Below are 13,953 nucleotides of genomic sequence, written 5' to 3' on the forward strand. Positions count from 1 at the left end.
TCCGTCAACTTTGACAAAGTTCTAAGAATCTACAATCATAAATCTAAAATCTAAAATGGCAAGAGGTGTTGCAATAACGGGAATGGGAATTATCTCTGCGATTGGTAATTCGGTTGAGGAAAACTACATTTCCTTGATTGAAAACAAAATCGGTGTTTCTCGTATTCAAAATATTTCGACTGTTCACGCAGATGTTATCAAAGTTGGCGAAATCAAAAAAACCAACGAAGATCTTGTTGATGAACTGAAATTAAATGAGGATAATAATTTCTCCCGAACCGCTATGATTGGCACTTTGGCGACAAAACAAGCTGTTGAAAATGCTGGCATTACCAATATAAATGAATTTAGAACGGGACTTATTTCGGCTACAAGTGTGGGCGGAATGGACATGACGGAAAGACATTATTACGATTATTTCGAAAAACCAGAATTGACCAAATACATCACTTGTCACGATGGCGGCGATGTTGCCGAAAAAATTGCTGATGAATTAGGTTTAAAAGGAATGGTTACAACTATAAGTACTGCTTGTTCGTCTGCGGCCAATTCCATTATGTTGGGTGCAAGATTGATCAAAACGGGAAAATTAGATCGCGTAATTGTGGGCGGAGCCGATGCTTTGGCAAAATTCACCATCAACGGATTCAAGACTTTGATGATTTTATCTGACGATTACAACAAGCCTTTTGACAATACCAGAAAAGGATTAAATCTCGGAGAAGCTGCCGCTTTTTTAGTTTTAGAATCGGATGAAATTGTAGCAAAACAAAACAAAAAAGTATTGGCAAGAGTTTCAGGTTACGGAAATGCCAACGATGCTTTTCATCAAACTGCTTCTTCAGAAAATGGAGACGGCGCTTATTTGGCCATGAAAAAAGCGTTTGAAGTTTCAGGTTTAAAACCTTCTGAAATTGATTACATCAACGTGCATGGAACTGCAACTCCAAACAACGATTTGTCTGAGGGAAGAGCTTTACTTCGAATTTATGAAAACGAAAAAGTTCCAGATTTCAGTTCTACAAAACCTTTTACAGGACATACATTAGCGGCTGCAGCCGCAATTGAAGCCGTTTACAGTGTTTTGGCAATTCAGAATAATGTGGTTTACCCAAATTTGAATTTTGAAGTTCCGATGGAAGAATTTGATTTGAAACCGCAGACAACTTTAAAGAATAAAACTATCGAGCATGTTTTATCCAACTCTTTTGGTTTTGGAGGAAACTGTTCAACTCTTATATTTTCAAAAAGCTAATGACGAAGACATATATAAATGGAGTAGGCTGTATTTCGACTCAAAAAACATTTGATACTGTTTTTTTGGAAGAAGCTGTTGTAAATCATGAAGAAAATGTACTGGCAATTGTTCCGCCAGTATACAAAGAATATATTTCTCCTGCTGCCAGCCGACGCATGGCAAAAGGTGTAAAAAACGGAATCGTGGCTTCGGCTTTGGCAATGAAAGATGCCAATATTGAAAAAGTCGATGCCATTATCACGGGAACTGGTTTAGGCTGTATTGAAGATTCTGAAAAATTCCTAAAAAGCATTTTAGATAATAACGAAGAGTTTTTAACTCCTACTTCTTTCATTCAGTCTACACACAATACCGTTGGAGCGCAGATTGCACTTTTGCGAGCAATGTAAAGGTTATAATTTTACGTATGTTAATGGCGCTGTTTCTTTTGAATCGGCTCTTATTGATGCTAAAATGCAAATTGAAGAAGCTGAAGCTAATTCGATTTTAGTGGGCGGTGTTGACGAAAATGGAGATTATACTACTTCGCTTTTTAAACTAAACGGTCGCATTAAAGCAGATAATTCTGCTCCGTACGATGTTTTAAATTCTACAACGAGCGGTGCTGTATATGGTGAAGGTGCCAATTTTTTTGTTTTAGAAAACGAAAGAAAAGAAAACTCTTATGCCGAACTTCTAGATATTGCTATTGTAAATACTCTGGAAGAAAATGAAGTTGAAGCGACAATTGTTTCATTCTTAAAATCAAATAACTTAGAAATTTCAGATGTTGATGCTCTTATTTTAGGTTTTGACGGAAATGTCGATTTTGAGAATTATTATAGAAATCTTGCCGAAAATGCATTTGCTCAAACTCTTGTTTTATATTACAAACATTTGAGCGGTGAATACGATACAGCTTCGGCTTTTGCTTTTTGGATGGTCGCTAAAATTTTGAAAACTCAGGAAATTCCTGAAATCGTAAAAGTAAATGCTATCGAAAAATCAGATTACAAAACGATTTTATTATACAACCAATTAAACGGAAAAAACCATAGTTTTACGCTGCTGTCAAAATGATAACGCACAAAAACATATCGCTGTTTTTTATCTTTTTATTGCTTTTATTGTTTCTTCTGAATCTTTATAATGCAATTCATTTTCTGTGGTTTGTTGTTGTAATTCTTATTTGGATCGGAATAAATGCTTTTGGTTCTGCACGCATTTCTTCCAATTATCATGTAAAAGCATTTTGCAGTAATCCGTTAGAAACAGAAAAAAAAATCGCGCTTACTTTTGATGATGGTCCGAGTATTTATACGTTGGAAGTTTTAGAGCTTCTTAAAAAATACAATGCCAAAGCGACCTTTTTCTGCATTGGAAAAAATATCGAAACGCATCCTGAAATTCTCCAAAAAGTGATTGATGAAGGGCACTTCGTTGGAAATCATTCCTACTCACATTCTAAATTTTTTGATTTTTATAATGCGAAAAAAATAACCGAAGAACTTCAGAAAACAGACGCTCTTCTGGAAAAATTCACTTCAAAAAAAATCAACTTTTTTCGTCCGCCTTATGGAGTTACAACTCCTTCGATAAGAAGAGCTTTAAAAGTGACCGGACATAAAACCATTGGCTGGAATATTCGTTCGCTTGACGGAGGAACCCAAAATCAGGAATTAATTTTCAATCGACTCATTAAGCATATTTCTCCCGGCGGAATTGTACTTTTGCATGATACAGCAGAACATTCTGTTTTGGTACTGGAACAGTTTTTGCAATTTTTACAGCAAAATAATTATGAAGTGGTTTCGATTGAAGAACTTTTGGATCTTAAAGCTTATGAAGTTGGACGCAGATAAACCTATTTTATTAGATTAATAATAGTTATATAAAAATGGCTGAAGAATTATATTTTTTAAAATTAAATACTGATGTTGCTAAAACTAAATTAATTCATTTTCTGAATACGGAAGATGAATTTTCCTATCGAGAATACATTAATAAACATTCAGACAAATCATTGATTTTTGATTATATATTAAAAAAAATTGAAGTCAATATTGAATCATTATCAAGGGATGAATTTATGAGTATCTTTTATTGGCTTTACAGAAGGATTGAATCTCTAGATTCTAATTTAAATTATACTGACCAGGAAGAAAAGTTTCATAATGAATTGAGTAATTACGGAATGGAATTATTTTTTGAAATACCTTCTAAAACACCAGTCAGAAAATTTCATAGTGTTTTAGACGATTACGAATGCCAAACAAGAGATTTAGAATTTATATGCAAATCAGAAGAATTTAATGATTTTCTAAAATATGCGATCTGCTTTACCAGGGAACTATATCTTTTTCTAAATAAATATTATTATGAAGATGAAAATGAATCAGAAATTCAAAAAGAAATTGATAAAATAAACTTCAATTATGGAAAACATTATCATGAATTAGCCTTAAAAAAATTTATGACTACCTATGAATATAATTTGGAAACGATAAATTCATTACCTCCTTTATTAGAATTTAGAAGAAATACTATGCATTTACCTTCCGTTTCTTATCCAGATGAACTTAGTGATTTATTAGATAGAGAAAATGATTTAATTGATTTAGCAGGCAGTTATTATTATTTCTTAGATCTAAAAGAAAAATTAGGTGATTATTGTGGTACAATTTTAAGGTTGCACTCTTTTTAATAATTACTACTTAAGTCAAGTAGATTTTAAAACCAAATATCTGTTAAAATTTGTAACAAATATGAAAACTAAAATAGCACTACTCATTCTATTTATTTCAGGCAATTTGTTCGCACAGGAACAAAAAATGACCGATGCCGAAATTGCTTCTTTTAAACAAGACGTAAATGTGGTGGCCAAAAAAATCAAAACGTTGACGACTGATTTTGTTCAGTATAAACATTTAGATTTTTTATCAAAAGACATTGAAACTTCAGGAAAAATGGTTTTTAAAGAACCAGCTTTGCTTCAATGGCAATATAAAAAACCATATAACTATAGCATCACTTTCAAAAACGGAAAAATCCTAATTAACGATGAAGGAAAGAAAAGTGCCGTTGATATTGGAAACAGTAAAATCTTTGCGCGAATTAATAAATTGATCGTGGGAAGTGTGAGCGGAAATATGTTTGATGATAAAGAATTTACGATTTCGTATTTTAAATTGAAAGGTCAGAATCTGGCAAAATTTGTTCCGAAAGATGCGACGCTTAAAAAATACATTAAACAAATCGAACTGACTTTTGACAAAGAAGAGGCAACAGTTGTTCAGGTAAAACTGCTAGAATCATCTGAAGATTATACCCGAATTGTACTTAAAAATAAAGTGATCAATGCAAAAATCGACGATTCAGTTTTTAGTAATTAATTGCTTTCTGGCAATTGTTTTAATTTCTTGTGGCTCGGTCACAAAAAATTATACGCCTAAAAAATTAGACAAAACGTCTTATACCGTTCCGTATTTTTCAGACTCAAAAACCGATTATGTTTATAAAACCAACATCAGTGTTTACGGGAATGAACTGTCTGGAATTTTCATTGCCAAGAAAATAAACGACACTACGCATCGAATAGTTTTTACAACCGAATTCGGAAATAAATTAATGGATTTTGAAATCTCAGAAACCGATTTTAAAGTCAATTCTATTGTATCAGAATTAAATCGAAAAATCTTGATTAATACTTTAAAAGAAGATTTTCGATTGCTTTTAAAGAAAGAATATTCGATTCAAGAGCAATTCGAAAATGAATCGGCAGACATATATAAATCGGCAGATGGCAAGCGTGACAATTATATTTTCATCTCCCAAAAAGATCAGAAATTAGAAAAGATCGTTCATGCTTCTCAAACAAAAGAAAAATTTACACTGCTTTTCAGTTCAGAAAACAATATTTTTGCCGAAAAGATTCAGATAATTCATCAGAATATTAAATTGAAAATTGAACTGAATTATTTCAAATCAGAATAAAAACTTAAACTAATCCTAAACTTAAACCAAACCCAAAATGAGAAAATTTGTTTTAATTGCATTTGTTTTATTAATCGGAATGCAAACAGAAGCGCAAGTAAAAGTTAGTCCAGGACTAAGAGGTGGTTTGAATGTATCAACATTAACGAATATTGATGACAATAGTTCTAAAACAGATTTCTATGTTGGTGGATTGGTAAATATTAAATTCAATAAATTTTTCTCGGTTCAACCAGAGATAAATTATTCTAGACAAGGTGATGAAGGAAGATATTTTGAAAACGGCCGTTATTATTCTGAAAAGTATGAGTTGAATTATATAACACTGGGAGCGGTTGCAAAATTTAACTTTGGAGGTGGAGGTTTTCATCTATTGGCAGGCCCTTCTTTAGATTTAAAAGTTAGTGATAATTATGTAAATACTAACCCAGAAGATTTTGATCTTTCATTTGTTGGAGGTGTTGGTTATACTTTGCCAAATGGTTTAACTTTTGAAGCTCGACTTAAACAAGGATTAATTGATATTTATGGTTATAACGGATATGATTATGACAATAATGGATATTACTATAATGATGTAATCTTAAATCAAGTTTTCCAAATCGGAATTAGTTATACATTTAAAACAAAATAAAAATGACTAAAAGAATATTCTTCTTTATTGCTGTTTTTTTCTTGGTTTTAAATATACAAGCACAAGTAACCGTTAAACCAGGTTTAAGAGCTGGATTTAGTTTTTCAACTATTTCTGAAATGCATGCCGATTATAAAACTGATTTTTATGCTGGAGGTTTTACAGAAATTAAAATAACCAAAGTTTACGCCCTTCAACCAGAGATTAATTACAGCAGACAAGGTTCTAATAATGTAGCTCGAAATTATTTTGATGAAAATACACAGACCAATAAAGTAGAACATTTAGATCTTGATATCAATTATTTGTCACTTTCTGTTATGAATAAATTTACTTTACCAGTAGGAATTCAATTTCAAGCAGGACCAACATTAGATATTTTATTGAATGATAATCTTGCGGTTAGAAAAGCACAAAATGATCTTGGTTTGGTTTTAGGAGTTGCCTATGCCCTGCCTTCTGGTTTAACATTTGAAGCGCGATTCAAAAAAGGGTCGCTTGATATTTTAAGCGACGATTATTATCAAAATGACTCCAATAATTATTATTTATTTGGAGATTATAACACGAATATTAATTTTCAGTTGGGGGTTTCCTATTCATTTGGAAAATAAAAAATATGATTTTACAAGATTTTTATAAAATACTATCAGAAGAAAAAGTATCTGATTCGAAATATATTATTACAATTTTAGTCAATGAGAAACATGAGGTTTTTAAAGGGCATTTTCCTGGAAATCCTATTATGCCTGGTGTTTGCATGATTCAGATTATCAAAGAACTTACAGAATCGATTACCAAAAGTTCGCTGATGATTCAGTCTTTGGCAAATGTAAAATTCATGGCGCTGATTAATCCGGAGGTTACTCCAGAATTACGCTTGGAATTGGATGCTACCACAACGGAAGACGATTTAGTAAAAGTGAAAAACACGACTTACTTTAACGACACAACTGCTCTTAAATTGAGCACGGTGTACAAAAAAATATAATTATGAAACTGTTACTGACATTACTTTTATGGGTGAATTTTGCTGGAACGCCAGATTTGGCTTCAATCCGAAAAATGTATTCTGATGTAGCAAAATCAGAAAGCAATGCCAAAGAGTTTGTAGCCAAACTTGCAGGTGTTTCAAGCAATGATGATAAAATTTTGGTGGCTTATAAAGCGGCTTCTATTTTATTGGATTCTAAATTTGAAAAAAAATTAAGCCAGAAAATGGATCGTTTTAAAGAAGGCGCAAAATTACTTGAAGCTACAATAAAAAGTGATCCAAGTAATATTGAAATGCGAATGATCCGATTGAGTGTTCAGGAAGATGTTCCAGGTATTACTGGCTACAAGAAAAATATTAAAGAAGATAAAAAATTCATAACGACGTATTATGCTTCGCAAGGCGCAGCTTTGAAAGATTATCTAAAAGACTTTGTTTTACAATCTAAGAGTTTCTCCGAAAAAGAGAAACAATTTGTAAAGTAAGCTCAAAAAACTCCCCATGAAATCACAGCAAGAATTACTCAGTTCAACTAACTTTTGCGTTATTGTACCCACTTACAATAACCAAAAAACACTGAAAAAAGTACTGGATTCTATTTTAGATTTCACCACAAATATCATTGTTGTTAATGACGGTTCAACCGATTCTACCAGCGAAATTCTAAAATCATATTCGCAACTGACTCAAATTCAACATCCTAAAAACTTAGGAAAAGGACGAGCGCTGAGAAACGGATTTAGAAAAGCATTGGAATTGGATTTTGAATACGCCATTACAATCGATTCTGACGGTCAGCATTTTGCTGTAGATATTCCTGTTTTTTTGGAAGCAATTCAAGATGAGCCTAACGCTCTTTTGATTGGAAGCCGAAATATGACTCAGGAAAATGTTCCGAAGAAAAGCAGTTTTGGAAACAAGTTTTCTAATTTCTGGTTCAAGTTTGAAACTGGAATTAAGCTAGACGACACACAATCTGGTTTTAGATTGTATCCGCTTCGTTTGCTTCCAAAACGTTTTTATACCAATAAGTTCGAATTTGAAATCGAAGTTATCGTGCGTGCTGCTTGGAAAGGAATTGTGGTAAAAAATATTCCGATTCAAGTTTTGTATGATCCTGCTGAAAGAGTTTCACATTTTCGTCCGTTTCAAGATTTTACCCGAATCAGTATTTTAAATACGGTTTTGGTGACCAATGCTTTGCTGTATATAAAGCCAAGAGATTTTTTTAGAAGAGCAAAAAAAAAGGTTTTAAAAAATTCTTTTTAGAAGATATTTTAGAAAGCAACGATTCTAATTTTAAAAAATCGGCCGCAATCGCTCTAGGTATTTTTATCGGACTTTCTCCTTTTTGGGGATTTCAGACTATATTACTTTTTACCTTTCTTTGCCTTGTTCCGACTTAACAAAGTCATTGCTTATCTTACTTCAAACGTAAGTTTTCCGCCTTTTATTCCATTTATTATTTATGCTTCACTTCAGGTTGGAAGTATTTTCGTTTCTAGCGATGCGCCACTGGTTTTGGACAGTTCAATTACTCTCGATGATATTCAAAAAAATGCTACGCAATATATCGTAGGAAGTCTTATTTTAGCAACCGTTTCAGCGCTATCAGTTGGTCTTATAAGTTATTTGCTTTTAACGGCTTTTAGTTCTAAAAAACAAATCGAAAATTAAATTATGTTTGCCACAGATTAAAAGGATTAAAATGATTTTTTTTCGCCACGAATTTCACAAATTTCCGCGAATTAATTTGTGAAATTTGGGACAAACCGACACTGATTAGAATCTTTCTAATCCTTTTAATCTGTGGCAAAAAATAAAACAAATTTATGCCCTTTTTCAAATAAGAATTCGTGAAAATTCGTGAAATTCGTGGCGAAAAAATTTTAAACATAAATCATGCATCAATACTTCTACGCCATTCATTTATTTGTAAACCGAAGAAAATCTCTTTCGGTTTTTTTGGCTGTTCTGATGCTTCTAGTTTTTGGATTTTTCGCTTCAAGATTGAAGTTTGAAGAAGATATTACCAAACTTATTCCAACCAACGACAAAACCGATGTTACCGCCAAAGTCTTAAAACAATTAAACTTTGCCGATAAAACCACCGTAATTTTTAGCTTGGATAAAAATGGTACTGCCGAGGATTTGAAAGAAATGGCAACTGTTTTTTCAGATAGCGTTTCTAAATCTTGCAAACCTTACATAACCGAATTCAAGGAAAAATTGATGAAGAAAACATTCAGGAAACTATCGATTTTGTTTACAATAATCTGCCGCTTTTTCTAGATGATAAAGATTATTCGGCTATCGAAAAGAAACTTCAAAAAGACAGTATTGCGAGCAACCGTTCAAGGAAATTACAAATCGATTATTTCTCCGTCTGGATTTATAACCAAAGATTTTATTTTGCAAGATCCATTTGGGATTTCTTTTATTGCTCTAAAAAAATTACAGCAATTAAATATTGGCGACGATTTTACGCTCGAAAACGGTTTTGTAATGACGAAAGATAAAAAGAAATTACTGCTTTTTATCACATCCAATATTCCGTCGAGCGAAACAGAAAAGAATACCATTTTTGCAGAAAAACTGAAATCGATTCAGGAAAATCTAAATACACAATTTAAAGGAAAAACGTCTATCAGTTATTTTGGTTCTGCTTTAATTGCAGTTGCCAATGCCAATCAGATTAAAGGAGATATTATTTTAACGACATCCATTGCGATGTTTACTTTAATGCTCATTCTGATTTTATTTTATAGAAAAGTCTTAATTCCGTTGATTATTTTTCTGCCAACGGTTTTTGGCGGTTTGTTTGCGGTTGCCTTTTTATATTTTGTGAGAGAACAAATCTCAGCAATTTCATTAGGAATTGGTTCTATTTTATTGGGAATTACGATTGATTATTCTATTCACATTCTCACGCATTACAAACATAATAGCGATGTAAAAACGTTGTATAAAGATATTACGATGCCGGTCATCATGAGCAGTTCTACAACCGCAGTTGCTTTTTTATGTCTGCTTTTTGTAAAATCGGATGCCTTAAACGATCTCGGAATTTTTGTCGCTGTTATCGTTATGGCAACGGGAGTTTTCTCGCTTTTGATTGTTCCGCATTTGTACAAACCAAAAGAAAATCCGGCAGAACATAAAAAGAATGTGATCGATAAAATGGCTCATTTTTCTTTTCACAACAATAAAATCTTAATCGGACTTTGCGTTATTATTACCATTATCTGCTGTTTTACTTATAATGATGTTGGTTTTAATAACGATTTATCTCAGCTGAATTTTATTCCGAAAGAAATCAAAGTCGCCGAAAAACAGTTGGAAGAAAGCACGAGCTTAACTTCTAAAACCATCTATGTCGCTTCTTATGGAAAAACCATGGAAGAAGCTTTAGAGCATAATAGCAAACTTTTTGATGATTTATCTGCAGCAAAAAAACAGGATAAAATTTTAAATTTCAGTTCAGTTGGCGGCATTGTACTTTCGCAAAAAGAACAAATTGAAAAAATTAAAAAATGGAATTCGTTCTGGACTTCACAGAAAAAAGAATTCATAAAATCAGAATTAATTGCCGAAGGTTCTAAACTTGGTTTTAAACCCACAACATACAATCTGTTTTTTGATCATTTAGATTTTGATTTCAAACCTGTTTCTGCGACTGAATTTCTAAAAATTAAAGCACTCCAGTTACAAGAATTTATAACCGAAAAAAATGGTTTTTATACTATTTCAACCTTAGTAAAAGTATCGCCAGAACAACGAGATATTTTTGTAAAATCGGCTTCGGCAAAAGAAAACGTAATTGCAATTGATCGCCAGCAGATGAACGAAACGTTTTTCAGCACTTTAAAAACCGATTTTAATTCGCTTGTCAATTATTCATTTGTTGCCGTAATTTTAATTCTGTTTTTCTTTTTCCGAAGAATCGAATTAGTAATCATAAGCTGTATTCCAATTGCATTAACAGGAATTGTGACCGCAGGAATTATGGGCATTTTTGGCATTCAAATGAATATTTTCAGTATGATTGTCTGCACCTTGATTTTTGGTCACGGAGTCGATTTCAGTATCTTCATGACTAGTGCATTACAAAAAGAATATACCAATGGCGTTAACGAAATTGCCATTTACAGAACCTCAATTATTCTGGCAGTTATCACGACAATCTTAGGAATCGGCGCAATGATTTTTGCCAAACATCCTGCGCTTACTTCCATTTCTCTGGTTTCATTAATAGGGGTTTTTGCGGCGCTGATTATTACTTTCATTTTCTATCCGATTTTGTTCAAACTGTTTTTATCAAATCGTCCCAAAAAAGGAAATCCTCCTTTTCAATTGCGAACTTTTGTTCACGGTATAATTTCGTTTGCTTATTATGGTTTAGGCGGCATTGTAATGTCGATTTTCAGTTTTACTATTATGCCGATTTTGCCTTTCAGCAAAAAATCAAAAATGAAAGCTTTCCGATATGTGATTTCAAAATTCATGAAATCGGTATTGTATTCAAATCCTTTTATTCGCAAAAAAGTCATTAATAATTTCAATGAAACTTTTGAGAAACCGGCCGTAATTATTGCTAATCACTCTTCATTTCTAGATATTCTTTCAATCGGAATGTTAAGCCCAAAAATCATTTTCTTGGTAAGCGATTGGGTGTACAATTCTCCTATTTTTGGCGGTGTTGTTAGAAAAGCAGGTTTTTATCCCGTTTCTGAAGGTCTTGAAGGCGGCGTTGAACATTTAAGAAAAAAATAGAACAAGGCTATTCGTTAATGGTTTTTCCAGAAGGAACTCGTTCCGAAAGCAATATCATTAAGCGATTCCACAAAGGTGCTTTTTTCCTTGCCGAAGAATTTAAACTGGATATTATTCCGGTTGTTATTCATGGTGCTTCAGAACTAATTCCAAAAGGTGATTTTGTGATTCACCACGGAAAATTGACAGTTACAATTTTAGAACGAATTGCTCCAGATGATCTTTCGTTTGGAAATAATTATGCCGAAAGAACCAAACAAATTAGTTCGTTTTTTAAAGCAGAATATCGCAAAATTAGACAAGAACTTGAAGGTCCAGATTATTTCAAAACAATGTTAATCAACAGTTATGATTACAAAGAAATTGAAATTGGACAAAGCGTAAAAAAGGATTTGAAACATAATCTCGAAACGTATTACAGCTTAAATAAACACGTTCAGCCAAAAGCAAAAATCCTTCATTTAGGAAGTGATTACGGGCAATTGGATGTTTTATTGGCTTTGCACGAACCGCAACGAAAAATATTTTCTTTTATAAATGATGAAGAAAAAATTGTTGGTAGCCAAAACGAATTATTTAGTTAAAAAGAGAAAAATAACATATCTCGACAAATTAGAATCGGCATTTGAAAATCATTACGATATACTTTTAATTTCTGACGAAAGCTATCGCGATGAAATCGAAAAACGAATTCTAAACGTTTCTTTTATAATTTTAGTCAATTGTTCTCGTTTAAAAAGTCAGTTTGAGAATTTTGAAATTGTTTCTGAAGAAAATGCTTTACTAGTTTTAAAGAAAAAAGGATGAAAAAACAATACGATGTAGTTATCATTGGCAGCGGTTTAGGCGGATTGGTTTCTGCTGTTATTCTGGCAAAAGAAGGCTACAGCGTTTGTATACTCGAAAAAAACAATCAATATGGCGGAAATCTTCAGACTTTCGTTAGAGATAAAACTATTTTTGATACGGGAATTCATTATATCGGAGGTTTAGGCGAAGGCCAAAATCTTCATCAGTATTTCAAATATATTGGAATAATGGATCATTTGAATCTAAAAAAATTAGACGAAAATGGTTTTGATATTATTTCTTTTGATGATGACCAAACCGAATATCCGCATGCACAGGGTTTTGAAAATTTCATTCAGCAACTGACAAAATACTTTCCTGAAGAAAAAGAAAATCTCGAACAATACTGCCAGAAAATAAAAGCAGTCTGCAAAACATTTCCGCTTTACAATCTAGAATCGCAAGGAAAATATAATGATGAAATTTTAGCGCTTAACGCGAAAGAAACTATCGATTCTTTTACTGGAAATGAAAAACTAAAAGCTGTTCTGGCGGGATCCAATTTTCTCTACGCCGGAATTCCAGATAAATCGCCATTTTACGTTCATGCGCTTGTTGTCAATTCGTACATCGAAAGTTCTTGGCGTTGTGTAAATGGCGGAAGTCAAATTACCAAACAATTGCTGAAACAGCTTAAAAAATATGGTGGAGAGTTTTTCAAACATAAAGAAGTCACCAAAATTGAAGTCGAAAATCAAAAGGTAAATTCGGTACAAATGAAAGACGGAACCGAAGTTTCTGGAACGTATTTTATTTCGAACATTGAACCGAAAACGACTTTGAAAATGGCGGGTCAGGAAAACTTTAGAAAACCGTTTTTCAATAGAATTCAAAATCTAGAAAACGTACTATCTGCTTTCAGTTTGTATATCGTTTTTAAACCTAAAACTTTTAAATACATCAATCACAATTATTATCATTTTAAAAGTACAAATGATGTTTGGACTGCTTATGAATATGATGAAAATTCATGGCCAAAAACATTTATGGCTTCTATGAATCCGTCGAAAAAAGATGAAGAATGGGCAGACGGAATGACGTTTTTGACTTATATGAAATATGATGATGTCAAAGCTTGGGAAAACACTTTCAATACTACTTTTGAAGAAAATGATCGAGGGGAAAGTTATGAGAATTTCAAAGCTAAAAAAGCAACCCAATTTTTAGAAGAAATAGAGAAAAAGTTTCCTGGCATAAAAGATTGCATCAAATCAGTGCATACTTCTACTCCACTTTCTTATCGTGATTATATTGGCGGAGACGGCGGAAATATGTACGGATATGTTAAAGATTCTAATAATCCGATGAAAACTTTAATTCCGACTAAAACTAAGGTAGAAAATCTTTATCTTACAGGCCAAAGTATCAACATGCACGGTGTCTTAGGAGTTACGGTCGGAGCGGTTATAACCTGCTCAGAAATTGTAGGAAAAGAATATCTGCTCGAAAAAATTAAAAAAGCATCTGAATAGT

Annotated in this window: 14 protein-coding genes and 2 pseudogenes; all 16 read left to right on the top strand. The window is 32.6% G+C overall.

Annotated elements, in window-relative coordinates:
- Positions 1–55 precede the first annotated feature (55 nt).
- The 16 genes and pseudogenes from P5P87_RS16360 to P5P87_RS16435 all read left to right on the top strand — a co-directional run bounded on the left by P5P87_RS16360 (position 56) and on the right by P5P87_RS16435 (position 13,952).
- Positions 56–1,255, top strand: coding sequence for a beta-ketoacyl-[acyl-carrier-protein] synthase family protein (locus tag P5P87_RS16360; protein WP_278019958.1), 1,200 nt, complete (start codon positions 56–58; stop codon positions 1,253–1,255).
- Positions 1,255–2,317, top strand: a pseudogene (locus tag P5P87_RS16365) (beta-ketoacyl synthase N-terminal-like domain-containing protein). The gene P5P87_RS16360 and the pseudogene P5P87_RS16365 overlap by 1 nt, the downstream one beginning before the upstream one ends.
- Entirely contained in the window at positions 2,314–3,099 is a 786-nt protein-coding gene (locus P5P87_RS16370) for a polysaccharide deacetylase family protein (RefSeq protein WP_278019959.1), read from the top strand. The pseudogene P5P87_RS16365 and the gene P5P87_RS16370 overlap by 4 nt, the downstream one beginning before the upstream one ends.
- Before the next feature lie 35 nt (positions 3,100–3,134).
- The gene (locus tag P5P87_RS16375) at positions 3,135–3,941 is read left to right on the top strand and encodes a hypothetical protein (RefSeq protein WP_278019960.1); all 807 of its coding nucleotides are present in this window, start codon (positions 3,135–3,137) and stop codon (positions 3,939–3,941) included.
- Positions 3,942–4,002: 61 nt separating this feature from the next.
- A complete protein-coding gene (gene lolA2 / locus P5P87_RS16380) occupies positions 4,003–4,629 on the top strand; it encodes a flexirubin biosynthesis/transport protein LolA2 (RefSeq protein WP_278019961.1) in 627 nt (208 codons plus the stop codon).
- The gene (lolB2, locus tag P5P87_RS16385; RefSeq protein ID WP_278019962.1) at positions 4,595–5,230 is read left to right on the top strand and encodes a flexirubin biosynthesis protein LolB2; all 636 of its coding nucleotides are present in this window, start codon (positions 4,595–4,597) and stop codon (positions 5,228–5,230) included. Before lolA2 ends, lolB2 begins: the two co-directional genes overlap by 35 nt.
- 37 nt (positions 5,231–5,267) lie before the next feature.
- Positions 5,268–5,864 (top strand): porin family protein, encoded by a 597-nt coding sequence (locus P5P87_RS16390; RefSeq protein ID WP_177211465.1) that lies wholly within the window; start codon positions 5,268–5,270, stop codon positions 5,862–5,864.
- 2 nt (positions 5,865–5,866) lie between these two features.
- Complete coding sequence (locus P5P87_RS16395; RefSeq protein WP_278019963.1) at positions 5,867–6,478, top strand: outer membrane beta-barrel protein; 612 nt, start codon at positions 5,867–5,869, stop codon at positions 6,476–6,478.
- 5 nt (positions 6,479–6,483) lie between these two features.
- Complete coding sequence (locus P5P87_RS16400) at positions 6,484–6,855, top strand: ApeI family dehydratase (protein WP_278019964.1); 372 nt, start codon at positions 6,484–6,486, stop codon at positions 6,853–6,855.
- A gap of 2 nt (positions 6,856–6,857) precedes the next feature.
- Positions 6,858–7,343: a hypothetical protein gene (locus tag P5P87_RS16405; RefSeq protein WP_278019965.1), complete on the top strand. Its 486-nt coding sequence runs from the start codon at positions 6,858–6,860 to the stop codon at positions 7,341–7,343.
- Positions 7,344–7,359: 16 nt separating this feature from the next.
- Positions 7,360–8,535, top strand: a pseudogene (locus P5P87_RS16410) (DUF2062 domain-containing protein).
- A 225-nt stretch (positions 8,536–8,760) separates the two neighbouring features.
- Positions 8,761–9,150: a hypothetical protein gene (locus P5P87_RS16415; protein WP_278019966.1), complete on the top strand. Its 390-nt coding sequence runs from the start codon at positions 8,761–8,763 to the stop codon at positions 9,148–9,150.
- A gap of 48 nt (positions 9,151–9,198) precedes the next feature.
- Positions 9,199–11,631 (top strand): MMPL family transporter, encoded by a 2,433-nt coding sequence (locus P5P87_RS16420; protein ID WP_278019967.1) that lies wholly within the window; start codon positions 9,199–9,201, stop codon positions 11,629–11,631.
- Between the two features lie 17 nt (positions 11,632–11,648).
- Entirely contained in the window at positions 11,649–12,215 is a 567-nt protein-coding gene (locus P5P87_RS16425) for a lysophospholipid acyltransferase family protein (protein ID WP_278019968.1), read from the top strand.
- A complete protein-coding gene (locus tag P5P87_RS16430; protein WP_278019969.1) occupies positions 12,184–12,438 on the top strand; it encodes a hypothetical protein in 255 nt (84 codons plus the stop codon). Before P5P87_RS16425 ends, P5P87_RS16430 begins: the two co-directional genes overlap by 32 nt.
- Complete coding sequence (locus tag P5P87_RS16435) at positions 12,435–13,952, top strand: phytoene desaturase family protein (protein ID WP_278019970.1); 1,518 nt, start codon at positions 12,435–12,437, stop codon at positions 13,950–13,952. The genes P5P87_RS16430 and P5P87_RS16435 overlap by 4 nt, the downstream gene beginning before the upstream one ends.
- Position 13,953 lies beyond the last annotated feature (1 nt).

The sequence above is a fragment of the Flavobacterium ginsengisoli genome (assembly GCF_029625315.1).
Classification (GTDB): domain Bacteria; phylum Bacteroidota; class Bacteroidia; order Flavobacteriales; family Flavobacteriaceae; genus Flavobacterium; species Flavobacterium ginsengisoli.

Coding starts and splice junctions, on each gene's coding strand:
- P5P87_RS16360 (WP_278019958.1), top strand. CDS start 56: ATGGCAAGAGGTGTTGCAATAACGGGAATGGGAATTATCTCTGCGATT.
- P5P87_RS16370 (WP_278019959.1), top strand. CDS start 2,314: ATGATAACGCACAAAAACATATCGCTGTTTTTTATCTTTTTATTGCTT.
- P5P87_RS16375 (WP_278019960.1), top strand. CDS start 3,135: ATGGCTGAAGAATTATATTTTTTAAAATTAAATACTGATGTTGCTAAA.
- lolA2 (WP_278019961.1), top strand. CDS start 4,003: ATGAAAACTAAAATAGCACTACTCATTCTATTTATTTCAGGCAATTTG.
- lolB2 (WP_278019962.1), top strand. CDS start 4,595: ATGCAAAAATCGACGATTCAGTTTTTAGTAATTAATTGCTTTCTGGCA.
- P5P87_RS16390 (WP_177211465.1), top strand. CDS start 5,268: ATGAGAAAATTTGTTTTAATTGCATTTGTTTTATTAATCGGAATGCAA.
- P5P87_RS16395 (WP_278019963.1), top strand. CDS start 5,867: ATGACTAAAAGAATATTCTTCTTTATTGCTGTTTTTTTCTTGGTTTTA.
- P5P87_RS16400 (WP_278019964.1), top strand. CDS start 6,484: ATGATTTTACAAGATTTTTATAAAATACTATCAGAAGAAAAAGTATCT.
- P5P87_RS16405 (WP_278019965.1), top strand. CDS start 6,858: ATGAAACTGTTACTGACATTACTTTTATGGGTGAATTTTGCTGGAACG.
- P5P87_RS16415 (WP_278019966.1), top strand. CDS start 8,761: ATGCATCAATACTTCTACGCCATTCATTTATTTGTAAACCGAAGAAAA.
- P5P87_RS16425 (WP_278019968.1), top strand. CDS start 11,649: ATGGTTTTTCCAGAAGGAACTCGTTCCGAAAGCAATATCATTAAGCGA.
- P5P87_RS16435 (WP_278019970.1), top strand. CDS start 12,435: ATGAAAAAACAATACGATGTAGTTATCATTGGCAGCGGTTTAGGCGGA.